Consider the following 22,853-nt stretch of genomic DNA (forward strand, 5'->3'; position numbering starts at 1 on the left):
CTATCCCGCTTCAAAACGTCCGTCACCCCGGCCTAGTGCCGGGGGCCAGGGGCGGTGTCGCTCGTGGCTCTGGATGCCGGGACGGGCCCGGCATGACGGGGCACCTACGCCGCCTGCTTCGCGCACAGATATCCGATCGTCTGCGCGATCCGCTCGGGCAGGTCGCGGCGGTGCACCACCATGTCCAGCATCCCGTGATCGAGCAGATATTCCGCGCGCTGGAACCCTTCGGGCAATTTCTCGCGGATCGTCTGTTCGATCACCCGTGCGCCGGCGAAGCCGATCAGCGCGCCGGGTTCGGCGATCTGGACGTCGCCGAGCATCGCATAGCTGGCGGTGACGCCGCCCGTGGTCGGATCGGTCAGCACGACGATATAGGGCAACCCCGCATCGTGGAGCATCGCGATCGCCACCGTCGCGCGCGGCATCTGCATGAGGCTGAGAATGCCTTCCTGCATCCGTGCCCCCCCGGCGGCGGTGAAGATGACATAGGGCACCCCGTCAGCGACCGCGTTCTCCACGCCGCGCACGAACGCCTCGCCGACCGCAATGCCCATCGACCCGCCCATGAACGCGAAATCCTGCACCCCGACGATGGCACCATACCCGCCGATCGTCCCGCGCGCGTTGACGAGCGCGTCCTGTTCCCCGGTCGCGGTCCGTGCGGTCCTGATCCGATCGGCATAGCGTTTCGAGTCGCGGAACTTCAGCGGGTCCTCGGGGACCCTCGGCATCGGCAGAACCTGATAGTCGCCGTCGAAGATCTGGCCGAACCGTATCTTCGGCCCGATCCGCTCATGATGATCGCATTTCGGGCAGACAGAAAGATTTTCCTCCAGTTCCTTCACGAACACCATCTGCCCGCACCCCTTGCACTTGTGCCAGAGATTCTCCTCGGTCGACGCCTTCTTGGCGACGAACGGCAAGGCGTTGCGGACGCTGTTGAGCCAGCTCATGCGCCGATCTCCATGAGGGTTTGCCTTGCGCCCGCGACGGCGTCGGCGAGGGTCCGAATATAGGCGGCGACGGGGCCGGGGGAGCCCACGCCGTGCCGCGCGACGATCTCGACGATCGCGGAGCCGACGACGACCCCGTCCGCGACGCGCGCGACCTGCGCCGCCTGTTCGGGGGTGCGAATGCCGAAGCCGACCGCGACGGGCAACTCGGTCGCGGCCTTTAGCCGGGCGACCGCGGCGTCGATGGAATCCTGCTGTGGCTGTTGCTTACCGGTGATACCTGCAACGGAGACGTAATAGAGAAAACCACTCGCGCCCGTCAATACGGTCGGCAATCGTGCGGCGTCGGTGGTAGGGGTGGCAAGACGGATCGCGGCAATCCCCGCGGCGCGCAGCGCCGGGCCGAGTGCATCGTCCTCCTCTGGCGGGATATCGACGCAGATCACGCCGTCGACGCCCGCATCCTTCGCCGCGGCGGCGAACCGGTCCGCCCCGCGTCGGATCATGGGATTGGCATAGCCCATCAGGACCAGCGGGACGTCCGGGTGGCGCGCGCGGAAGCCCTTCGCGATCGCGAGGATGTCGGCGGTGGTCGTGCCCGCGCCCAAGCTGCGGATATTCGCGGCCTGGATCGCGGGGCCGTCGGCCATCGGATCGGTGAACGGCATGCCCAGCTCGATCACGTCCGCGCCGCCTTCGACGAGCGCTTCGAGGATCGCGGGGGTGGCCGCTGGCGTTGGATCACCTGCGGTGACGAAGGCTATGAGCGCGGGGGAAGGTTTGGCAAAGGCGGCGGCGAGACGGGTCATACCGAATACACCCCGTCACCCCGGCCTCGTGGCGGGGTCCATCGTGCCGCGTGACCAGAAGCGATAGGATGCGGTGCACGATCGATGCCGGGACAAGCCCGGCATGACGAAATGAAGGTCATATCGCAGCCCCGAGCGCTTCGGCGACGGTGAAGATGTCCTTGTCCCCCCGCCCGCACAGATTGGCGAGGATCACCTGATCCTGCCGCATCTCCCGCGCCTTGCGCGTCACCGCTGCAATCGCGTGCGAAGGTTCCAGCGCGGGGATGATGCCTTCCGTCCGGCACAGCAGCTGGAACGCGTCGAGCGCCTCGATATCGGTCGCGCTGTCGTACTGCACGCGGCCGATGTCGCGCAGCCAGGCATGCTCGGGGCCGATGCCGGGATAGTCCAGCCCCGCCGAGATCGAATGCGCCTCGGTGATCTGGCCGTCTTCGTCCTGCAGCAGGTACGTCTTGTTGCCGTGGAGCACCCCGGGCGACCCACCCGCCAAGCTTGCGGCATGTTCCTTGTCGAGGCCGTGCCCCGCCGCTTCGACGCCGAGCATCGCGACATCGGCATCGTCGAGGAACGGATGGAACAGCCCGATCGCATTCGATCCGCCGCCGATCGCGGCGACGAGCAGGTCGGGCAGCCGTCCCGTCCGTGCCAGCATCTGCGCGCGCGCTTCCTTGCCGATCACGCTCTGGAAATCGCGGACCAGTTCCGGATACGGATGCGGCCCCGCCGCGGTGCCGATGATGTAGAAGGTGTCGTGGACGTTCGCGACCCAGTCGCGCATGCCCTCGTTCATCGCGTCCTTCAGCGTATGCGCGCCGCTGGTCACCGGACGGACCTCCGCGCCGAGCAGCTTCATGCGGAACACGTTGGGTGCCTGCCGCTCGATATCGCGCGCGCCCATATAGATCACGCAGGGCAGGCCGAAACGCGCGCAGACGGTGGCGGTGGCGACGCCATGCTGGCCCGCGCCCGTCTCCGCGATGATCCGGGTCTTGCCCATCCGCATCGCGAGCAGGATCTGGCCGACGCAATTGTTGATCTTGTGCGCGCCGGTATGGTTCAGCTCGTCGCGCTTGAACCAGACCTGCGCCCCCATGCCGTCGGGCGCGGACGCGCGCAGCGCTTCGGTCAGACGCTCGGCATAGTAGAGCGGCGAGGGGCGGCCGACATAATGCTCCAGCAGATCGTCGAACTGCGCCTGGAATGCGGGGTCTTCCTTCGCCGCGCGGTATTCGCGGTCGAGATCGAGGACGAGCGGCATCAGCGTCTCGGCGACGTACCGCCCGCCATAATCACCGAAATGGCCGCGATCGTCTGGTTGGGTGCGGAAGGAATTGGGGGCGTTCATACCCGACGCTTTAGCATCTGGCGGTAGCGAGTCACTCCCGCCATACGACATTCCCACCGGGCCTTCGCAGGGGTGGGGTGGATTCCTATGCCGCGACCGCAGCCAGAAACGCGGCGATTTTGCCGACGTCCTTCACCCCCGGCGCGCTTTCCACGCCGGATGAAACGTCGACCGCGCTGGCCCCCGTCGCGCGGATCGCATCCGCCACGTTCGCCGGATCGAGCCCGCCCGACAACAGCCACGGCAGCGGGTGGCGGAAGCCGTCCAGCAGCGTCCAGTCGAACCGGACCCCCATCCCACCGGGCAGCGCCGCACCTTCCGGCGTCTTGGCGTCGTACAGGACCCGGTCCACCGCACCCGCATAGGTTTGCGCCGCGTCGAGATCGGCGCGTGTCTTGACCGCCACCGCCGCCCAGGTCTCGCGGCCGAACCGCGCACGGATCGCGGCGGCGCGGGTCGGGGTTACCCGGTGGAGCTGGACGGCGTCGAGCCGCCCCGCCTCGATCGCCCGCGTCACCAGTTCGTCGTCGGGATCGACGAACACGCCGACCCGTCCGACCCGCCCCGGCACCCGCGCCGCCAGTTCGGCGGCACGATCGAACGTCAGGTCGCGCGGGGAGGGGGCGAAGAACACGAACCCGACCTGCGCTGCGCCATGTCGGATCGCGGCGTCCAGCGTCCCGGGCGTCGACAGGCCGCAGATCTTGGCGGTCGCGGGCATCAGGCGAGCGGCTTTTCGAGGACGACGAGGAACAGCGGCGGATCGAGAGCGATCGGAAAATCGCGACGTTCCCCGGTAAGCACGTACCCGCGGCGACGATAGAAAGCGATCAATTCGCGGCGCTGCTCGATGACGGTCATCTCGATCCGTCTCGCGCCGAACGTGACGCGCGCGATATCCTCGGCGGCGTCGATCAGGTGCTTGCCGTGACCCGCGGCCTGAAGCGGCGGATCGACGCACAGCAGGCCGAGATAGGCGAGATCGCGGTCGATCGTCGCGACGCGGACGCAACCGATCCGTCGATCGCCCGACCATCCGACCAGCAGGCGTTCGGCGGGATCGGCGAGCATCGCGTGCAATTCGGCGAGGTCGATCCGTTCACCCTCGCCGATCAGATCCGCCTCATGCGTCCACCCGGCCCGCGACGCCGCGCCGCGATAGGCGCGCTGTATCAGCGCCTGGAGCGGGACGATGTCGGCGGTGGTGGCAAGGCAAGTCGACAGCGCGGGCATGGCGACGGCTGTAGCATTACGCGGTCGGTGGGCAATGGTAAGGGACGCGCGCTACAACGTCGCCTCGATCGCGCGCGCGGCGGTGTCGGGGTCCTCCGCCTGCGTGATCGGTCGTCCGACCACGAGGATCGAGGCACCAGCGTCGAGCGCCTGGCGCGGGGTCATGATGCGTTTCTGGTCGCCGACATGATCGTCGGGCAAGCGGATCCCGGGGACGACGAGGAAGCCCTTGGCCCAGCGCTTCCGCGCGGCGGCGACCTCGGGGCCGGCGCAGACGATGCCGTCGATCCCGGCTTCCGCGGAGAGGTCGGTCAGGCGTAGCACCTGATCGTGCGCGCTGCCGGAGATGCCCGTCGCGGCGAGGTCGCTGTCGTCCAGGCTGGTCAGCATCGTGACCCCCACCACTTTGGTGGCGGGCGGCGCGGCGGCCTTCGCGTCCTCCAGCATCGCGCGACCCCCGCTGGCGTGCACGGTCAGGATCGCGGGCGCGAGCGGCCCCAGCGCCTGTACCGCCTTGGCGACCGTGTTGGGAATATCGTGAAGCTTCAGGTCGAGAAAGATCGGCAGCCCGATCGCCGCCATGTCACGAACCCCCGGCTGTCCGTTGGCGACGAAGAATTCCAGTCCCAGTTTCAGCCCACCGACATGATGCCGCACCCGCTGCGCGATCGCCCTGGCGCGCGCGAGGTGGGGGGTATCGATCGCGACGTAGAGCGGGCTCATGGATCGATCGCCTGAACGGAAACGATCGGCGTCGGCGGAGTCTCCGATGCGACGACCGGCAGCGGCGATACGGGCGGCTGCGGCGCGGGCGGCACGATGCGCAGATCGGCCAGCGCGCGTTCGCAGGCCGCAAGACGCTGCCGCAACCGCCAGCGCACGGCATGATGGAATACGAGCATCGGCAGGAACCCGGCGAGGAAGGTCACCAGCAGCAGCAGCGGCAGGTTCACGTCCGCGATCAGGCCGCTCCACAAATGGATCTCGACCAGATCCCAATTGCCGTAGGTGAAGATCGCGGCAAGGAACGTCAGCAGACACCAGAACAGGATTTTCAGGAACTGCATCGGCTGGCCATCCTCGCTACCTACGCTCGTTGGGACGACGCTAGCCGTGAAGCGTGTCGCTGGCCAGTGCGAGCGCTCACCCGATTTCCCGCCGCAGCGACGCGACCAGCGCCGCGACAGCGGTAAGACGCGGTTCCTCCTCGTCCAGGATCGCCAGGAACGCGGCGTGCTTGATTGCGGCGACGCGGCCGGGTTTCATTCGCGCCGTGCGGGGCAGGGTGGAGACGGCGATGTCGATCATCCGCTCCGCACCATGCAGCCGTCCCCAGAGATAGTCGTTCTCGCGGTAGGCGCGACTGAAGAATGCGCCGAAGCTGCTGAACTGGATGCCCTTGAGCGTCGCCTCAGCACCGCCCGCGCGGATGGAAACGGCGTCGTCGGGGGCGATGCGATCGACCTTGATCGGATCGAATTCGTCCAGTCCCTCGCCCTGCAGCATCGGCAACGTCGCCGCATCGAAATAGGGAAAGCCGAGATAGGCGAGCAGCAGCGGCCGACGCGTCTCCTTCGATGCGGTGGCGAACGCCGCCGCCAGCCGCGCATCGGTATCCGCGTCGAGCCGGGTCAGGTCGAGCGACCGGGACAGCGCCTCGAGCAACGCGCCCGCATCGCCGCGCAACGATCGCACGTCTGGACGAAGCGCGGCGTGCGCATCGGCCCGTTCGCGATCGAGATAGGCGGAGAGCGATTCGTATATGGCTTCGCGCACCGCCGCCGCTTCGCGTTCGTCGATCGTGGCGTCGCCCGCGGTCCCGATCGCCGCGTCCGCTTCGACATCGGACAATCGCCGCGCGAGCAGCCGAAGGCGGCGGATGCGAAAGCGCAGATCGAAGCGGCGGAGGAAATCGATCTCCGCCGCGTGGCGATCGTCCGACGTGGCGTGCGCGGCGACGGCGGCCTCGATGGCGGCGCGGATCCTGCGCCGGCGCAGCGGCCCGGGTTCGCCGCCGGCGTGGTAAAGCAGGCTGGCGATCGTCTCCACGACGCCGACCACCTTCAGATGCCCGTAAGCGGCGTAGCTGTATCCGGCGCGCGCGGCGGCCGCCATCTGCGCGCGCCGCCGCCAGGCGATCAGCCGCTTCGGCGTCGGCCGATCGAGGAACAGCGTGCGGCCGAACAGCGATTCGATCTCCGCCTCGACATCGGGGCGGATGGTCGCGACGACATTGCGCATCCGCTCGGTGCGTGCGGACCGGGCGGCGATCGCTTCCAGATTGTCGCGGATCGGTTGCTGGCGCGGCAGTTCGCTGATCGATGCGAGGATGGTCTGGAAGAAACCGGGCTTTTCGCTCTGACTGCCGATCCGGAATTTCAGCCCCGGAAACGGATCGATATAGATGAACCGCCGATCGATCTCGCGCCGGGCGGGACGCTCCCGAAGGGCTTCGATCGCCGGCCGGAACGGCGCATTGGCCAGGACCGAGCCGTCGATCAGGACCGCCTGTTCCGCCCCGTGCGCCGCCCAGTGACGCGGCAGGATCCGCGTCAGGAAATCGGCGCGTCCGGGCCACGCGATCCGCCTCCGTTCGATCACCATATCCAGCTCGCCGACCACGAACGGCGGGAAGGCACCCGGGAAACTCGAGGTCGCACGCGCGGCGAACGCCATTTCCGGCACGGCGGCCAGTGTATCTACGGGTACGCCGTGATCGCTGAAGCCGACGACCAGCCGGTGTTCGGTCTCGATCACCTCCGGTGGCGAATGGAGCGACAGGCGTTCGGGGTGGCCGGTGAAATCGGTGACCGTGACGAACAGGTCGAGCGGTTGGCCGAGCGGCAGCAGCCGGGGACCGCGCTCGCTCGCCGCCATCGCATCCAGCGCATCGATCAGCAGGTTGGTGAACGTCGCCCCGCCGAACGGCGGATCGAACCAGCGCGAGCGGACGAAATGCGACAATTTGGCGCGGACCTCTTCACGCGTCGTTTCGTCCAGCGCCTCGACCTTGCTGGCGCTTCGCCCGGCCGCCACCCAAGCCAGCGGAAGCGCCCATAATTTGGAGAAGCGCGAATTGGGGGCCGCGTCGGGATCGATCAGCGCCTCGACATCGGCCGACGTCAGCCATAGTTCGGTCAGCGGATCGAGGCTCTGCCCGGTCGCGATCGCCTGGGCGAGGAAGATGCCGTTGATCCCGCCGGCGCTGGCACCTGCGATGATGTCCGCCAGAACTCGAACCCGGACACCGCTCTGCTCCTGCATTTCGGCGAACAGCGCGTGGTAGACGCTTTCGCTGCCGGTGCTGGGCGCATGGCCGTCATGATAGGCGAGGCTGGCCCGGGCGAGGTGCCATATCTCCTTGGTGATGCCGTGCATGTAGACCGCGAGGCTGATGCCGCCATAGCAGACGAGCGCGAGGCGAAGCTCCTTCTCGCGCACGTCTAGACGTCGTCCCGTGGCGCGCGGGCGGGGTCGATCACGGCCCAGATCGGCAGATGGTCGCTCGCCTTGCGCGCGGTGGCGCTCGTCAGCACGCCGCAATCGACGATCGGCATCGACCGCGACACCATGATTCGGTCGAGCCGACCCACCGGGCGCTTGGCATGGAAAGTGGGACCGGTCGCCGCGAAATGATGGTCGCGCGCGAAATCGCGCAGGCATCCGCTGTGCGAGGACCATTCGTTGAGGTCGCCCATCAGGATCGACGGCAGCGATCGCGGATCTTCCGCGATATGGGCGAGGATCGCCGCCGCCTGCCGCCGCCGCCACAGCCCGGACAGATCAAGATGCATGCCGACCACGCGCACGGCGGCCCCGGTCAGTTCGACATCGGCACTGACCGCACCGCGCGGTTCCAGTGAAGGGAGGTGGATCGTCGCCCCGGCCGACACGACCGCGGACGAGCGCACGAGAATCGCATTGCCGTGCCATCCCATGCTGGCCGAACGCGTCCGCCCGCCGACCACTTGCCAGCCGTCGCGCTCGATCAGCGTATCCGGAATGATCCGCGCGCGGGTGCCGAAGCGGCGGTCGACCTCCTGCAACGCGACGATATCGGCATCCAGCTCGCCCAGCACGTCCATGATCCGCGCCGGGTCGCAGCGCCGATCGCCGCCCACGCCCTTGTGGATATTGTAGCTGGCGACCTTCATCATTCCGCGGACGTAACGCCTTGCCTGGCTACGGTATCCTTCGCGGCCGACGTCGGCGGCTGGTGCCGGTTGCAGGAATCGAACCCGCGACATCCAGTTTACAAAACTGGCGCTCTACCAACTGAGCTAAACCGGCCCGTCCGCGCCAATGCGTCAACGCACGCCGAAGGTCCAGCCCTCGGTTTGCGCGATTTGCCCGGTCATCCCGGGCGGCGACCATAAAGCCGTATCGCCGGCGCTTGCCCGGAGCCAGGCGGCGGCGAGGATCGCATCGGTCGCATGGTCGTCATAGACGGCGAGCGGCGCGTGCGGGCGGGTGCCGAAAGCGGCCAGCGCGGTGTCGAGCGACGCTGCGTCGCGCATCTTGCTTCGGCCTTTGCGCATGCCGGACGCCCGGGCGGCGATCGTGGTGTAAATTTCGACGATCACCAGGCCGTCGGCGGGCACCGGGTCGAACGGCCAGATCGCCGCCCGATCCCCCAGATGGCGGAGCAGGCGCATGCCTGCGAAGCTGGCCTTGGCGACCTGCGCCGCGCCGATCGCGTCGTACACGGTCGACAGCTTGCGCCCCGCATCGGCCGCGATCTCGCACACCCGCCAGTGGAGGAACGACGCCTTGGGGCCGTCCGCCGCGCCCAGGTAGAAATGCGTGCCACGCCGGGTCTCCAGAAACGACGCCGCACCCAGATCGGTATCGGGGCTGTGCCCATCGACAAACGCCCACAGCGCGCGGGCGTCGGCGGTAGCGGGCTCGCCCGGCAAATGGGCACCGCGCGCGACGAACGGCGCGGCGAAGCTGAAATCGAAACCGACCAGCAGCGGTTCGTCGGCATGCGTAACGATCCAGTCGAGGATTCCCCGCCGCGACCAGACCCCGCCGGGGGCGGGGACGAGCGTTGGCGCCCCGTCGCCGCGCCCGCAGACCGCCAGCGCGATCCCCTTGTGGCGGCAGCCCTTTGCCCCCGACCAGTCGATCGCCGCGAACCGGGTGAAGCGGTCAGGGGCGATCGCCGAACGCCTCGCGCTGGGCCTTGCGCGCGCGGTCCCACCAGGCGCGTTCGATAAGGGCGACGATCCGCTCATGCGCAGCGGTGCCGAACCGGGCGAGCACGTTAGGATAGTTGCGGTAGTGATCGGCCTCCCAGAACGTCGCCGGGTCGGTCTCGATCAGCATCGCCTTTTCGTCGATCGACGCGGTGAACAGGACGAAGCTGCCCTCCTCGCGTCCCGGCGCGGCGAACGCCTTGCCATTCACCTTGGGACAAGGCGTCCCGTAATAAGGCGACATCTCCACCGCGGGCAGCGCGCAGGCGAACCGGCAGACGTCGTCCCAATCCTTCATACGTCGTTCCTGCTCTGTCGACGCTCGTCCCACCAGGCGAGGCGTTCAGCCAGTCGCTTCTCGAACCCGCGATCGGTTGGTTCGTAGAAGGCTTGCGGCGGCAGGTCCGCCGGCCAGTAGTTCGCGCCGGAAAAGCCGTCCGTAGCGTCGTGGTCGTAGGCATAGCCCTTGCCATAGCCGATATCGCGCATCAGCTTGGTCGGTGCGTTCAGGATGTTGTCCGGCGGCATCAGCGAACCCGTCTCCCGCGCGGATCGCCACGCCGCCTTCTGCGCCTTGTACACCGCATTCGATTTGGGCGCGGTGGCCAGATACAGGCACGCCTGTGCGATCGCGAGTTCGCCCTCCGGGCTCCCCAGGAAATCATAGGTGTCCTTCGCCGCGATGCATTGCACCAGCGCTTGCGGATCGGCGAGCCCCACATCCTCCGACGCGGCGCGGGTCAGGCGGCGGAGAAGGTATAGCGGTTCCTCGCCCGCGGTCAGCATCCGCGCGAGATAATAGAGCGCGGCGCTCGGGTCGCTGCCGCGGATCGATTTGTGGAGCGCGCTGATGAGGTTGTAATGCCCCTCGCGATCCTTGTCGTACACCGCGACGCGGCGCTGCAGGAACGCGGACAGCCCCGCCGGGTCGAGCGGTTCGGGCAGGTCGACCGCGAACAGCGTTTCGACCTGATTCAGCAGGAAACGCCCGTCGCCGTCCGCACTAGCGACCAGCGCATCGCGCGCCGGGACGTCGAGCGGGAGCGGCCGGTCCATCTCCGCCTCCGCGCGTGCGAGCAGTTGCTCCAGCGCGGTCCGGTCGAGCCGGTGGAGGATCAGCACCTGCGCGCGGCTGAGCAACGCGGCGTTCAGCTCGAACGAGGGGTTCTCGGTCGTCGCGCCGACCAACGTGACGGTGCCGTCCTCGACATAGGGTAGAAAACCGTCCTGCTGCGCGCGGTTGAAGCGGTGGATCTCGTCCACGAACAGCAATGTGCGCTTGCCGATCTTCGCGTGGTCGCGCGCCTCGCCGAAGGCTTTCTTCAGGTCCGCGACGCCCGAGAACACCGCGGAGATCGCGACGAAGCGCAGGTCGACCGCGTCCGCCAGCAACCGCGCGATCGTGGTCTTGCCGGTGCCGGGCGGCCCCCACAGCACCATCGACGACAACCGCCCCGCCGCGACCATCCGCCCGATCGCGCCCTCCGGTCCCGTGATGTGATCCTGCCCCACCACCTCGCCCAATGCGCGCGGGCGAAGCCGGTCGGCGAGCGGCGCGTTCTCGTGCAACGTATCGGGGGCGGGCGGGGGTTCGATCCCGGCAAAGAGGTCGGCCATGCGGAACATGTAATCATTCCTCCCCGGTACGGGGAGGGGGACCGTTCGCGTAGCGAATGGTGGAGGGGGCGGGCCGCGAGCGATACCTTCGTGTACAGCCCCCTCCACCATCCTGCGGATGTGTTCGAGCGAGATCGTGTCCCCCGACACGATCTTGGCAGGCTGGGAGCTGCCAAAGCTCGAACACCCTCCCCGCGAGCGGGGAGGACCGAAGATATATCTAGATCGGCTCTTGATCTTTGGTTTCAGAGATATATCTTTGTGCTATCGTGATACAGTAAGGAATGAACGATGTTTAGCATGCATGGCCGCGGAGGCGGCTCACGGGGCGGGCGGTTCGAGCGCGGCCCCTTTTCGATGAGCTGGGAAATCCATGGCGAGCGGCATGGCGGCCGGCACGGCCGCGGCGACGGCGGCGGTCGCAGCCGACGGATGTTCGACGGCGGTGAGCTTCGGCTGGTGATGCTGAAACTGATCGCCGACGCGCCGCGCCACGGCTACGACCTGATCCGCGAGATCGAGACGATGACCGGTGGTGCCTATGCGCCAAGTCCCGGCGTAGTGTATCCGACGCTGACCCTGCTCGACGAGATGGGGCTTATCGCCGAACAACAATCGGAAGGGTCCAGGAAGCGCTTCGCGGCGACCGACGAGGGGCGTGCGCATCTTGCCGAGAATGCCGATCAGGTTGCGGCATTGATGGCGCGGCTGACCGGGCTCGGGGTAGAGCGCCAACGGGTGGACCGGACGTCGGTCCGCCGCGCGATGGGAAACCTGCGCATGGTGCTGACCGGGCGGCTGTTCGACGTTTCCGACGAGACCGCACACGAGATCGTGGCGCTGATCGACGAGGTCGCGCAGAAGATCGAGCGACTGAAGTGAGCCGGCATAGCGCGGTCGCGGAGGTGCCGACGGGGTCGGCTAGCAAGTATCTACAGCAATTGTGCAAGCATTGGCAGCACAATCTGAGTGTCGAATTTACCGCCGATCACGGCACCGTGATCTTTCCGAAAGATGCGCGCGGTGCCGATCATCCCGGCGACGGACGGGTGACATTCGATTCGATCCCCGATGCGCTCATCGTTCGGATCGATGCCACGTCATCCGAGCAGCGCGACGGGTTGAAAGGGGCGGTCGCGCGGCATCTGGACCGGTTCGCCTTCCGCGAAGCGCCTCTCGCCTTTCACTGGCGCGACGATTGATCGCGCCAGCAACTGCAAAGTGATCCGCGCCCTGCCTTTTGCGGAACCTAGACCTTTTTCTGGTCGATCAATGCCAGATACTGATCCAGCACCGCCTGGTTCGCGCGGTCCCAGCGGTAGCGTGCGGCTTCGGCATGGCCAGCCCTGCCCATCGCCTCGCGAAACGCGGGCTCGGTGACGATCCGTTCGATCGCATCGGCATAGGCACCGATGTCGCGGGGCGGGACGAGGAAACCCGTCCGTCCCTCCTCGATCAGGTCGACCGCCCCCGTCGCTCGCGCCGCGACGACGGGGACGGCCGCCGCCATCGCCTCGGTCGTGACGTTGCCGAAGGTCTCGGTCTCGCTCGGGTTGAAGAAGATGTCCATCGACGCGACCGCACGCCCCAGCGCCTCGCCGGACTGGAAGCCGGTGAACACCGCGTCGGGGACCTGCCGCGCAAACCATTGGCGCGCCGGACCCTCGCCGACCACCAATACGCGGTGCCGGACGCCGCGGCGGCGCAGTTCCTTCACGACCTCGGCGAAGGCGCGCAGCCCCTTTTCCTTAACGAGTCGGCCGAGAAACCCCACGACCATCTCGTCGTCGTCGATGCCGAGCGACCGTCGCCACGCCATGTCGCGCCGCGTGGGGGAAAAGCGGTCATGGTCGATCCCGCGCGACCAGATGCCGATCGGCGTGGTCACGCCCCATCCGCGCAGCAACGTTCCCATGCTTGGGCTGGGGACGAGGACCCGGTCGGCCCGGTTGTAGAAACGCACCAGCATCCATTGGATCAGCGGTTCGACGAAACCGATATGATAATAGCGGAAATAGGTCTCGAACCGGGTGTGGAGCGCGGCCACCGAGGCGATGCCGTTTTCACGCGCATAGGTCAGCGCGCCGTGACCGAGGAATTCCGGCGCGGAGACGTGGATAATGTTCGGTGCGAACGCCTCCACATCGGCGCGCGTCTCCTTCGGGAAATAACGGCCGAGCTTGTATTCGCCACGCCCGGGAAACGCGAAACTGGGCGCCTTTACCAGCGTACCCGTCGGCGCGAAGGCGGGCGTATCCGTCGTCGGCGAATAAACGCGCACAGTCACGCCCTGCGCCATCAGATGCCCGACGAGCAGGTTCTGTGCCTGGTTCGCACCGTCGCGCACATAATTATAGTTGCCGCTGAACAGCGCAACGCGAAGGTCGGTGGCGTGCATGTGCCTTCGCGATAGCGGGCGGTCACGCCGAACGCCACCGGAACGCGCATCGACTTCGCGGGTTCGAATCGCCGGACGGGAGAACTGGAATGGCGAACGCTTTTCGCAAAGGTGAAAAGGTCAATTGGCACTGGGGCAGCGGTACGGCCGCGGGCAAGGTCGAGGAACGGTTCGACCGGCGCGTACAGCGGACGATCAAGGGATCCACGATCGTCAAGAACGGCACCACCGACAATCCCGCCTATCTGGTCGTGCAGGAAGATGGTGGCCAGGTCCTGAAACGCGGATCGGAATTATCCAAGGGGTAGTTCCCCTTACGTTCCTCATACGCTATGCCGCCGATATGGCCAAAACCCAGAAACGCTATGTCTGCCAGGCGTGCGGATCGGTCGCGTCGCGGTGGCAGGGGCAATGCGCCGATTGCAGCGAATGGAACACGCTGCTCGAGGATGCCGGCGGCGCGGTGACGCCGTTCCGCGCGAAGCATGATTTGCAGTCGGGCGGGCGATCGGTGGAACTGGTCGCGCTGGATGCCGAGGTCGAACTGCCCGCGCGGATGCCGAGCGGGATCGCCGAATTCGACCGGGCGCTTGGCGGCGGTTTCGTCGAGGGATCGGCGACGTTGATCGGCGGGGATCCGGGGATCGGCAAATCGACGCTGTTGTTGCAAGCCGCGGCGCGGATGGCGCTGGCCGGGCAAAGCGTCGCGTATATTTCGGGCGAGGAAGCGGCGGATCAGGTCAGGCTGCGCGCGCGGCGGCTCGGGCTCGGTACCGCGCCGGTGATGCTGGCGGCGGCGACGTCGACGCGCGATATCCTGACGACGCTCTCGCAGGGAAAACCGCCCGTGATGCTCGTGATCGACTCGATCCAGACGATGCATTCGGATTTGATCGAAGGCGCGCCCGGGACCGTCAGTCAGGTTCGCGCGTCGGCGCAGGAACTGATCCGCTTCGCCAAACAGCGCGGCACCGCGGTGGTCCTGGTCGGCCATGTCACGAAGGACGGCAGCATTGCCGGCCCGCGCGTGCTCGAACATATGGTCGACACCGTGCTGGCGTTCGAGGGCGAGCGCAGCCACCAGTATCGCATCCTGCGCGCGGTGAAGAATCGGTTCGGGGGGACGGACGAGATCGGCGTCTTCGCGATGCAGGCGGAAGGGCTGGCGGAGGTCGCGAACCCTTCCGCGCTGTTCCTGACGCAGCGCGATGAGGGGGTGACGGGGACGACCGTCTTCCCCGCGCTGGAAGGCACGCGGCCGGTGCTGGTGGAGATCCAGGCGCTCGTCGTGCGCCTGGCCAGCGGCGCGACACCCAGGCGGGCGGTCGTCGGGTGGGATTCGGGGCGGCTCGCGATGATCCTCGCGGTGCTGGAGGCGCGGTGCGGGCTCAGCTTCTCGTCGTGCGAAGTCTATCTGAACGTCGCCGGCGGCTACCGCGTGCAGGACCCCGCCGCCGATCTCGCGGTCGCGGCGGCGTTGGTGTCGGCGCTCAGCGAACGGCCGGTGCCGATCGACGCGGTGGCGTTCGGGGAAGTCGCGCTATCTGGCGAGGTCCGCCCGGTGGCGCACGGCGCTTTGCGGCTGAAGGAGGCCGGCAAGCTCGGCTTCGAGCGTGCGCTGGTACCGGCCGCGGTGGCGAGCGAGAAGAGTGCGCTGCGGCTGGCGGGGTTCCGGACGCTGGCGCAGTTCGTGGATCACATGATGGGGCGGGGGTAAAAGTAGCTGTTCTCTACGCATCCTCGTTGCCCCGATCTCGACCGGGGTTCTGCTTCCACCTCCAAAAAACCACCTCCCCGGCGAAGGCCGGGGCCCATCGGCCGGCCGGACATGCGGTAGCACCGGTCGCCCCGTCGAGGACGTTGCTATTGGGTCCCGGCCTTCGCCGGGGAGGGGTTAGTGCAGTGAGCAGCAGAAGGCGCGACACCAGGCACTAGCGAACCCGCGCCCGCATCCCTATTCCCCACCGCATGGGTTTCACCGCGCTCGACATCATCGTCCTCATCGCCGTCGCGGGGGCTGCGCTGATGGGGGCGGTGCGGGGGTTCGTCACCGAAGTGCTGTCGCTGTTCGCCTGGGTGGCGATCGTCGCCGCGCTGAAGCTGTTCCACATCCCGCTCGCGCAGGCGATGACACATGTCGTCGGCACGGTGTCGGGTGCGGCGGTGCTGGCGTTCGCGATCATCGCCGGGGTCTGTTACTTCGGCGGGCGGCTGGTGGCGCGGGCGATCGGGGCGCGGACGCGGACGTCGATCCTCGGGCCGGTCGACCGCGCGCTGGGGCTGGGATTCGGCGCGCTCAAGGGGCTGATCCTGGCGAGTCTGGTGTTCCTGCTCGCCACGCTGGTGGTGGACACCGTCGGCGGCGGTCCCTCGCGGCGGCCGTTGTGGATGACCGCGTCGAAGACCTATCCGTTGCTCAACGCGACGAGCGCGGGGATCGCCGATTTCGTCGATCGCCGCCGCCACGGCCAGCCGGTCTTCGGACCGCGTGCGACGCAGGACGGCGCGCCCGCCGATTCGAGCAATCGCATGGAGACGACGCCGTGAGTGCGCCGCTCTACAATGCCGAGATCCTGCGTCTCGCCGCATCGATCCCGCACCATGAACGGCTTCCCGATCCGATGGGCAGCGCGGAAAGGCGGTCCCCGATCTGCGGCAGCCGGGTCACGGTGGATGTCGATACCGACGGGGACGGTCGTATCGAGCAGGTCGGGCTGCTGGTCCGCGCCTGCGCGCTCGGTCAGGCGTCGTCGTCGCTGCTTGCGGCGAACATGATCGGCCGGACGCCGGCGGAACTGGCCGCGGCGAGCGAGGCGCTGACCGCGTGGCTGGCCGGCGGCGAGGATGTGCCGGACTGGCCGGGGATCGCGATCTTCGCCCCCGCGCTGTCGGTGACGGGACGCCATGCGTCGATCCGGCTGGCGTTCGAGGCGGCGGCGGAGGCGGCGGCGCAGGCACGTGATCGTGCGCGATCGCCGGCGGCCGAATGACGGAGACCGGCGCGACGTTGCTGCTGCGTGACGGGTTCGTGTTGCTTGGCATGGGGCTGGTGTTCGTGCTGCTGTTCCGGCGGCTCGGGCTCGGTGCGACGCTGGGGTATCTGGTCGCGGGTGCAGTCGTCGGGCCGCATGTCCTGGGACTGGTCGGCGATGCCGAAGCCAAGATGGGGATCGCCGAACTCGGCATCACGCTGCTGCTGTTCATCGTCGGGCTGGAGCTGAACCCGACCCGGTTGTGGCGGCTGAAGCAGGAGATATTCGGGCTTGGTCTCATCCAGGTCGTGATCTGCGGCTTCGCGATCACCGGCGTCGTCTGGATCGGTACGCGTTTCTCCGCCGCCGCGGCGTTCGCGCTCGGGCTGCCGCTGGCGTTGTCGTCGACCGCGCAGGTGCTGCCGATGCTGCAATCGGTCGGGCGGCTGCGCACGCCGTTCGGCGAACGCGCCTTCTCGATCCTGTTGTTCCAGGACCTGTCGATCGTCCCGCTCATCACGATCGTCGCCGCCCTCTCGCGCAACCCCGCCGACGCGAATGCACCGCCGGGCTGGTTGCTTGCGGCCTACACGGTGGGTGCCGTCGTCGGGCTGGTGATCGTCGGGCGGTTTGCGATCCGGCCGCTGTTCCGGCTGATCGGCGATCTGGGCGAGCGCGAGATGTTCGTCTTCGCCGGGCTGTTCACCGTCATCGCCAGCGCCGCGCTGATGCAGGCGCTCGGGCTGTCGACCGCGCTTGGCGCGTTCGTCGCCGGCGTGATGCTGGCGGACAGTCCGTATCGTCATGAACTGGAGGCGGATGTCGAGCCGTTCCGGTCGATCCTGCTCGGCCTGTTCTTCCTCGCGATCGGAATGCTGCTCGATCTGGGCGCGATCGCCGCGCGGCCGTTCTTCGTGATCGCCATGGCGCTGGCGCTGATCGCGACCAAGGCGACCGTGATGACCGGGATCGGGCTGGCGTTCCGGATGAAGTGGCGGCAGGCGCTCGCGCTCGGGCTGTTGCTCAGCCAGGGCGGCGAGTTCGGCTTCGTCCTGTTCGCGCAGGCGCAGCGCGGGCTGCTGATCGCGCCCGAGGCGGCGAGCCTGTTCGGCGCGATCATCACGCTGTCGATGGCGACGACGCCGTTCCTGATGCGGGTCACGCAGCGTATCCGCGCCGAGCCCATGGTTGCGCAGGGCGACCGCGACGGCCCCAGGATCGACGGTGCGAACGCGCTCGTCGTCGGCTATGGCCGGTTCGGGCAGACCGTCGCGCAAATGCTGATCGCGCAGGGCATCCCCGTCACGCTGATCGACAACGATATAGAAATGATCGACATCGCGCGCGAATTCGGCGCGACGGTCTATTACGGGGACGGCACGCGCCTGGATCTGTTGCGGCAGGCGGGTGCACGTGAGGCGGAGTTGATCCTGTTCTGCATCGATGGTGACCAGATCGATCCGGGGCTGATCGCCGGGGTGCACGAGGCCTTTCCCGATGCCACGATCTTCGTGCGCGCCTATGACCGCCGCGCGGTCATCAAGCTGCGCGACGCGCCGGTCGAATATGTCGTACGTGAAGTGATGGAGTCGGCGGTGATGATGGCCCGACGCGCGCTCGCCAGCGTGTCGGTCGGCGAGCAGGAGATCGACCGGACCGAAACCGAGTATCGACGGCGCGACCGCGAGCGGTTGCACGCCCAGCGCGAAAGCGGCGATCTCCGCGCGGCGGGTGATATCATGCTGACGCAGGATCCGCGAAGGGCGGAGGGCGCGTGAAAAATCGCCCGATCTACGAACGCATGGGGTTTGCGCTGGCCGGCATCCGCGAGGCCTATGCGCGCGAACAGTCGTTCCGAATCCATGTCCGGACGCTGGCGGGGGCGATCCTCGCACTGCTGGTGTTGCGGCCGAGCGCGATCTGGTGGGCGGCGATCGCGATCGTGGCCGCGCTGGTGCTGGCGTTCGAGATGATCAATTCCGCGCTCGAGGGTCTCGTCGACCTGATCCATCCCGAAGTCCATCCCGAGATCAAGGTGGTGAAGGACATGGCGTCGGGCGCGGTGCTGGTCGCCGGGTTCGCGGCGATCGTAGTGGCGCTATGCCTGCTGATCGCGGTGGCACCGCGGTTCCTGGGTGAGCTGAGGGGGTGGATCGGATGAACTGGCTGGCGATATTGGCCGCGCTGTCGGGTGCGCTTGCGGTCGGTGCGGGCGCTTTCGGTGCGCACGGTACGAGCGGTCAGGCGGCGGAGTTGCTGAAGACAGGAAGCCATTACCAGCTGATCCATGCGGTCGCCGCGCTGGTCGCGATGCGCCTCGACGTGCGGGGGCCGGGATGGTTGTTCGTGACCGGCGGCGCGCTGTTCGCGGTGTCACTCTACGCGCTGGCGATCGGTGCGCCGCGGCTGGTCGGCGTGGTGACGCCGATCGGCGGGGCGCTGCTGATCGGCGGGTGGTTGTGGCTGGCCTGGGCGGCGCGGGGATGATTGGGTCCCGTCCCCGATGCATTCGCTGCGACGGGCGACCCTATCGCTTCTTCCGGCACGCGTCCGAGCAATAGATCACGCTGTCCCAATCCCGCGCCCATTTCTTGCGCCAGGCGAAGGGCCGCCTGCAGGCCGGACACGTCTTCGTCGGCAAATTCCCCTTGGCGACCCCGTTCGGCATCAGCGCGGCTGCGCGTCGAGGAACGCTTCGACATCGGCGAGATCCACCTGTCCGTCCAGATAGGTCCGGCCGATCCCGTGCGCGAGCAGGAACGGCAGCCGCCCCGCGCTCGCCTTCTTGTCCTTGCGCATATGATCGACCAGCGTCGCACCCGACGCAGTGACGCCCGTCGCGGCCAGGCTATCGGGCAGCCCGACGGAACGCAGGTGTCGGCGGACGCGCAGCACGTCGCCGTCGCTGCAATCGCGATACTGAGCGGAGAAGCTGAACGCCAGTTCGCAACCCGCGGCAACCGCCTCGCCGTGGATCAGCGTCCCGTCGAACCCAGCTTCCGCCTCCAGCGCATGGCCGAAGGTATGGCCGAGATTCAGCAACGCGCGGATGCCGCTGGTCTCATGCTCGTCCGCCGCGACGATCCGCGCCTTCGCCGACACGGCATGCGCGATCGCATAGGCCCGCGCATCGCCATCGCCAGCCAGCAGCGCCGCGCCGTTCGCCTCGCACCAGGCGAAGAAGGCGGAATCGTCGATCAGTCCGTATTTGACGACCTCGGCATAGCCCGCCGCGACCTCGCGCGCGGGCAGCGTATCGAGCAGGTCGGGATCGATCAGCACCAGGACGGGCTGGTGAAACGCACCGATCAGGTTCTTGCCCGCGCGCGTGTTGATCGCGGTCTTGCCGCCGACCGACGAATCGACCTGGGCGAGCAACGTCGTCGGGACTTGCACGAACCGGCATCCCCGCTTCAGGATCGCACAGGCGAAACCGACCAGATCGCCGATCACCCCGCCGCCGAGCGCCACGACATGGTCGCCGCGTTCGACGCCGAATGCGAGCAGCGCGTCGCACAGCATTTCCAGCGTCGCCCAACTCTTGGTACGTTCGCCCGGGGCCAGAACGACGGCCTCGCTGGCGATCCCCGCCGTCTTCAGCGACGCCTGCAGCGTCGCCAGATGCGGCCGGACATTTTCGTCCGTCACGATGACGATACGCCGCTTGCCGACCAGCGGTGCCAGGTGATCCGCGGCGCGCGCCAGCAGTCCGCCCTCGATCAGGATCGGATAGGTGCGCTCGCCGAGCGCGACGGTGACGGTCTTCATCGGCCGATCGCCTTCAGGATAGCGGCGACGGTCGCGTCATGCGGCGTCCGGTTGCTCGCGACATGGATCGGGGCCAGCGCATAGATCGGATCGCGCACGCTCGCCAGCGCGCTCAGCACGCCGTGCGGATCGCGGCCGCGAAGCAACGGCCGCGTATCGCGTCGGCGGACTCGCTCGACCAGGACGTCGGGATGCGCGCTGAGCCAGATCGCCGTGGTCTGGTCGAGGATCAGCGCGCGCGTCTCCGCGTTGATGAACGCGCCGCCGCCCGTCGCGATGACCTTGGGCCGGCCGTCGATGAGCCGCGCGATCACGCGGCGTTCGCCGTCGCGGAAATACGCTTCCCCGAACCGGTCGAAGATTTCCGCTACGGTCATCCCCGCCGCCGCCTCGATCTCATCGTCGGCATCGACGAACGGCAGCGCCAGCCGGGTCGCGAGCCGGCGTCCGACGGTCGATTTCCCGACGCCCATCAGGCCGACGAGAACGATGGGCAGGCCGGTCCATCCGGGCGGGGGGTTGTGGCTTTGCAACATCGGAAGCGCCGCTATACAGCGGGCGTGCGCGGCGGCAAAACCGTGCGCGGTGTCGCTTTACCGTTCTGTCCAAGGTCTGCCCATGTCCCGCCCGCTGATCGTCCTGCTTCTCGTCCTCGTCCTCGTGATCGGCGGGATGGTGTTCCTCGCCGGGCGGTCGCGCGAGCAGCCGCAGACGCGGGTCGAGAAGGTCGTGCCGCTTGCCAATCTCCAGAGCTAGCGTGCGCCGGCTCGCGGCGCCGGCGGCCGGGGTATCGCTCGCTCTCGCCGCCGCCTGGATACCGGCGATCGGACAGGATCGCCCCGAATCGATCCTGCCACCCGGCTTCGGTGAACCGACATCGAGGCCAAGCGCAGCGCCGACGGCGGGATCGACACCCGCGAGCCCCGGCGCGACGATCGAAGCGTTGCCGAACGGATTGCCGACCGCGAGCCCGGGCGACACGCCGACCGCGACGCCGACACCCGATGCGCACCTGCTCGCGGAATATGCGTTGCCGTCCTTTGCGCGGCGTTCGCTGGCGCAGGTAGGATCGATCGGTACGGGGGATGGCGGTTTGCCGGGCGACGCCTTCGGCGCGGCGGACGGACCCTATCTCGAACGGTTGATGCGGACGCTCGACGCGCCGCTGCCGTCGCGCTGGATGTCGATCCTGCTTCGTCGCGCGCTTGTGTCGGCGGTCGATACGCCGCAGGGCGTCAACGGCGCGGATTTCGCGGCGGAACGCGCCTGGCTGCTGTTGCGGATGGGCGAGTCGCTATCAGCGCGAGCGGTCGCGCAGGACGTCGATACCAACAACTATACGCCGAAACTCTATCAGGTGGCGATGAACACCGCGCTGGCGACGGGCGATCCGGCGCAATTATGTCCGCTGATCGATGGCGGCGTTCGGGAGACGGGCGAGGCGGGGTGGACGCTGGCGAAGGCGATGTGCGTCGGCCTGTCCGGCGAAGCCGCCCGCGCCGGTACGCTCGTCACCCAGGCCAAGCGGCATAATGTCGCGCGCGGCGTGGACCTTCTGCTCGCGCAGAAGGTCGTCGGTACGGGCGCGCAGGGTCGGCAGGCGGTTACGATCGAATGGACCGGAGTCGACCGGCTGACCGCATGGCGCTTCGGCCTCGCGACCGCGACCGGAGTCGCGATCCCCGACGAACTATATGCCGGTGCCGGGCGGCAAGTGAATTACTGGCGCGCGCTGGCACCCGCGATCCCGCTGGCGGCGCGAGTCGCTCCGGCGGAGGCGGCGGCGGGGCAGGGGGTGCTGTCGAATGCCGCATTGGTCGATCTCTACAGTGCGGTCGATGCCGCTGACGACAGCGCCGCCGCGCCTGCGGCCACGGCACAGGACCTGAAAACCGCCTATACCGGTACGACCGTCGATGCGCGGATGGCCGCGATGCGCCAGCTTTGGGGCGCGACAGGGGCGAAACCGGCCTATGCGCGACTCGTCCTGACCGCTCGTGCCGCCGCGCAGATCCCGGTGGCGAGCGGCAGCGGAGACGCATCGGCACTGGTCGCCTCCATGCTGTCCGCCGGGCTCGACCGGACCGCGATGCGCTGGCGCGGCTCGGTCGACAAGGGCGGCGACGCGTGGGCGATGATCGTGCTCGCCGATCCGGACTCGACCGGATCGATCGGCTATGGCGATCTGGCCGGTTATTCGGGAAGCGGCGACGCGGGGCTGAAGCAGCGGCTTCTCTTTGCGGGCCTGGCCGGGCTGGGAAGGCTGGCACCCGGCGATATCGAACGCGCGGCGGAAAAGCTGAACGTCCGTATCGGTGCGGAGAACGCCTGGACGCGCGCGCTGGACCGCGCTGCGCGTGCCGGTCAGCCCGGGACCGTGGTGCTGCTCGCCGCAGTGGGCATGCAGACGCCGTCCTGGCACGGCGTTCCGCCCGAGATGCTGTACCGGATCGTCGGCGCGCTGCGATCGGTTGGGCTGGAAGGCGACGCCCGCATGATCGCCGCCGAGGCGATCGCGCGCCTGTGATCGCCGAGCTGTGATAGCCCAGCCGAG

The 22,853-nt window shown here is 68.0% G+C and carries 27 protein-coding genes and 1 tRNA gene; 11 read left to right on the plus strand and 17 right to left on the minus strand.

What is annotated here, in order from left to right; translation table 11 throughout:
• Positions 1-104: 104 nt before the first annotated feature.
• From accD to HUU99_RS10380, 13 genes are all read right to left on the minus strand, one after another.
• Positions 105-956, minus strand: a complete 852-nt coding sequence (gene accD, locus HUU99_RS10320) for an acetyl-CoA carboxylase, carboxyltransferase subunit beta (RefSeq protein WP_174286497.1) — start codon at positions 954-956, stop codon at positions 105-107.
• Positions 953-1,765 (minus strand): tryptophan synthase subunit alpha, encoded by an 813-nt coding sequence (trpA, locus tag HUU99_RS10325; protein WP_174286498.1) that lies wholly within the window; start codon positions 1,763-1,765, stop codon positions 953-955. The genes accD and trpA overlap by 4 nt, the downstream gene beginning before the upstream one ends.
• Positions 1,766-1,883: 118 nt before the next feature.
• Positions 1,884-3,113, minus strand: a complete 1,230-nt coding sequence (trpB, locus tag HUU99_RS10330) for a tryptophan synthase subunit beta (RefSeq protein ID WP_174286499.1) — start codon at positions 3,111-3,113, stop codon at positions 1,884-1,886.
• A gap of 85 nt (positions 3,114-3,198) precedes the next feature.
• On the minus strand, positions 3,199-3,834 hold the full coding sequence (locus HUU99_RS10335; protein ID WP_174286500.1) for a phosphoribosylanthranilate isomerase: 636 nt from the start codon (positions 3,832-3,834) through the stop codon (positions 3,199-3,201).
• Positions 3,834-4,346 (minus strand): GNAT family N-acetyltransferase, encoded by a 513-nt coding sequence (locus tag HUU99_RS10340; RefSeq protein WP_174286501.1) that lies wholly within the window; start codon positions 4,344-4,346, stop codon positions 3,834-3,836. The genes HUU99_RS10335 and HUU99_RS10340 overlap by 1 nt, the downstream gene beginning before the upstream one ends.
• A 51-nt stretch (positions 4,347-4,397) precedes the next feature.
• Entirely contained in the window at positions 4,398-5,069 is a 672-nt protein-coding gene (gene pyrF / locus HUU99_RS10345; RefSeq protein WP_174286502.1) for an orotidine-5'-phosphate decarboxylase, read from the minus strand.
• Complete coding sequence (locus HUU99_RS10350; protein ID WP_174286503.1) at positions 5,066-5,413, minus strand: lipopolysaccharide assembly protein LapA domain-containing protein; 348 nt, start codon at positions 5,411-5,413, stop codon at positions 5,066-5,068. Before HUU99_RS10350 ends, pyrF begins: the two co-directional genes overlap by 4 nt.
• Before the next feature lie 76 nt (positions 5,414-5,489).
• Positions 5,490-7,787 carry a patatin-like protein gene (locus tag HUU99_RS10355; protein ID WP_174286504.1) on the minus strand — a complete coding sequence of 766 codons (2,298 nt, stop codon included), beginning with the start codon at positions 7,785-7,787 and terminating at the stop codon, positions 5,490-5,492.
• Positions 7,788-7,789: 2 nt separating this feature from the next.
• A complete protein-coding gene (locus HUU99_RS10360; RefSeq protein WP_174286532.1) occupies positions 7,790-8,503 on the minus strand; it encodes an endonuclease/exonuclease/phosphatase family protein in 714 nt (237 codons plus the stop codon).
• Positions 8,504-8,560: 57 nt separating this feature from the next.
• A tRNA-Thr gene (locus tag HUU99_RS10365) sits at positions 8,561-8,636 on the minus strand.
• A 17-nt stretch (positions 8,637-8,653) separates the two neighbouring features.
• The gene (locus HUU99_RS10370) at positions 8,654-9,508 is read right to left on the minus strand and encodes a hypothetical protein (RefSeq protein WP_174286533.1); all 855 of its coding nucleotides are present in this window, start codon (positions 9,506-9,508) and stop codon (positions 8,654-8,656) included.
• Complete coding sequence (locus HUU99_RS10375; protein WP_174286505.1) at positions 9,498-9,842, minus strand: MmcQ/YjbR family DNA-binding protein; 345 nt, start codon at positions 9,840-9,842, stop codon at positions 9,498-9,500. The genes HUU99_RS10370 and HUU99_RS10375 overlap by 11 nt, the downstream gene beginning before the upstream one ends.
• Entirely contained in the window at positions 9,839-11,161 is a 1,323-nt protein-coding gene (locus tag HUU99_RS10380; RefSeq protein WP_174286534.1) for a replication-associated recombination protein A, read from the minus strand. The genes HUU99_RS10375 and HUU99_RS10380 overlap by 4 nt, the downstream gene beginning before the upstream one ends.
• Positions 11,162-11,461: 300 nt before the next feature.
• Between HUU99_RS10380 and HUU99_RS10385 the strand changes: the two genes are divergently transcribed.
• Together HUU99_RS10385 and HUU99_RS10390 are read left to right on the plus strand one after the other, a co-directional pair.
• Complete coding sequence (locus HUU99_RS10385; RefSeq protein ID WP_217430815.1) at positions 11,462-12,043, plus strand: PadR family transcriptional regulator; 582 nt, start codon at positions 11,462-11,464, stop codon at positions 12,041-12,043.
• A complete protein-coding gene (locus tag HUU99_RS10390; RefSeq protein ID WP_174286507.1) occupies positions 12,040-12,363 on the plus strand; it encodes a DUF2218 domain-containing protein in 324 nt (107 codons plus the stop codon). The genes HUU99_RS10385 and HUU99_RS10390 overlap by 4 nt, the downstream gene beginning before the upstream one ends.
• A gap of 47 nt (positions 12,364-12,410) precedes the next feature.
• Here the strand turns inward: HUU99_RS10390 and HUU99_RS10395 are convergent, their stop codons facing one another.
• On the minus strand, positions 12,411-13,559 hold the full coding sequence (locus tag HUU99_RS10395) for a glycosyltransferase family 4 protein (protein WP_174286508.1): 1,149 nt from the start codon (positions 13,557-13,559) through the stop codon (positions 12,411-12,413).
• Positions 13,560-13,648: 89 nt separating this feature from the next.
• On the opposite strand from HUU99_RS10395, the gene HUU99_RS10400 reads away from it, so the two are divergent.
• The 7 genes from HUU99_RS10400 to HUU99_RS10430 all read left to right on the plus strand — a co-directional run bounded on the left by HUU99_RS10400 (position 13,649) and on the right by HUU99_RS10430 (position 19,018).
• On the plus strand, positions 13,649-13,867 hold the full coding sequence (locus HUU99_RS10400) for a DUF2945 domain-containing protein (protein WP_174286509.1): 219 nt from the start codon (positions 13,649-13,651) through the stop codon (positions 13,865-13,867).
• A 35-nt stretch (positions 13,868-13,902) separates the two neighbouring features.
• Positions 13,903-15,276: a DNA repair protein RadA gene (gene radA / locus HUU99_RS10405; protein WP_174286510.1), complete on the plus strand. Its 1,374-nt coding sequence runs from the start codon at positions 13,903-13,905 to the stop codon at positions 15,274-15,276.
• Between the two features lie 251 nt (positions 15,277-15,527).
• Positions 15,528-16,106, plus strand: coding sequence for a CvpA family protein (locus tag HUU99_RS10410; RefSeq protein WP_174286511.1), 579 nt, complete (start codon positions 15,528-15,530; stop codon positions 16,104-16,106).
• Positions 16,103-16,549 (plus strand): iron-sulfur cluster assembly scaffold protein, encoded by a 447-nt coding sequence (locus HUU99_RS10415; protein ID WP_174286512.1) that lies wholly within the window; start codon positions 16,103-16,105, stop codon positions 16,547-16,549. The genes HUU99_RS10410 and HUU99_RS10415 overlap by 4 nt, the downstream gene beginning before the upstream one ends.
• Entirely contained in the window at positions 16,546-18,309 is a 1,764-nt protein-coding gene (locus HUU99_RS10420) for a cation:proton antiporter domain-containing protein (RefSeq protein WP_174286513.1), read from the plus strand. Before HUU99_RS10415 ends, HUU99_RS10420 begins: the two co-directional genes overlap by 4 nt.
• The gene (locus HUU99_RS10425) at positions 18,306-18,692 is read left to right on the plus strand and encodes a diacylglycerol kinase (RefSeq protein WP_174286514.1); all 387 of its coding nucleotides are present in this window, start codon (positions 18,306-18,308) and stop codon (positions 18,690-18,692) included. Before HUU99_RS10420 ends, HUU99_RS10425 begins: the two co-directional genes overlap by 4 nt.
• A complete protein-coding gene (locus HUU99_RS10430; RefSeq protein WP_174286515.1) occupies positions 18,689-19,018 on the plus strand; it encodes a DUF423 domain-containing protein in 330 nt (109 codons plus the stop codon). Before HUU99_RS10425 ends, HUU99_RS10430 begins: the two co-directional genes overlap by 4 nt.
• A 40-nt stretch (positions 19,019-19,058) precedes the next feature.
• Here HUU99_RS10430 and HUU99_RS10435 read toward each other — a convergent pair whose 3' ends face one another.
• The 3 genes from HUU99_RS10435 to HUU99_RS10445 are packed head-to-tail and all read right to left on the minus strand — an operon-like array spanning position 19,059 to position 20,835.
• Complete coding sequence (locus HUU99_RS10435) at positions 19,059-19,199, minus strand: DUF2256 domain-containing protein (protein WP_174286516.1); 141 nt, start codon at positions 19,197-19,199, stop codon at positions 19,059-19,061.
• Positions 19,199-20,299: a 3-dehydroquinate synthase gene (gene aroB / locus HUU99_RS10440; protein ID WP_174286517.1), complete on the minus strand. Its 1,101-nt coding sequence runs from the start codon at positions 20,297-20,299 to the stop codon at positions 19,199-19,201. Before aroB ends, HUU99_RS10435 begins: the two co-directional genes overlap by 1 nt.
• On the minus strand, positions 20,296-20,835 hold the full coding sequence (locus HUU99_RS10445; RefSeq protein ID WP_174286518.1) for a shikimate kinase: 540 nt from the start codon (positions 20,833-20,835) through the stop codon (positions 20,296-20,298). The genes aroB and HUU99_RS10445 overlap by 4 nt, the downstream gene beginning before the upstream one ends.
• An 82-nt stretch (positions 20,836-20,917) precedes the next feature.
• Between HUU99_RS10445 and HUU99_RS10450 the strand changes: the two genes are divergently transcribed.
• A complete protein-coding gene (locus HUU99_RS10450) occupies positions 20,918-21,055 on the plus strand; it encodes a hypothetical protein (protein ID WP_174286519.1) in 138 nt (45 codons plus the stop codon).
• Between the two features lies 1 nt (position 21,056).
• Entirely contained in the window at positions 21,057-22,826 is a 1,770-nt protein-coding gene (locus HUU99_RS10455) for a PT domain-containing protein (RefSeq protein WP_254603119.1), read from the plus strand.
• Positions 22,827-22,853 lie beyond the last annotated feature (27 nt).

The sequence above is a fragment of the Sphingomonas bacterium genome, from assembly GCF_903642285.1.
Classification (GTDB): Bacteria; Pseudomonadota; Alphaproteobacteria; order Sphingomonadales; family Sphingomonadaceae; genus Sphingomonas.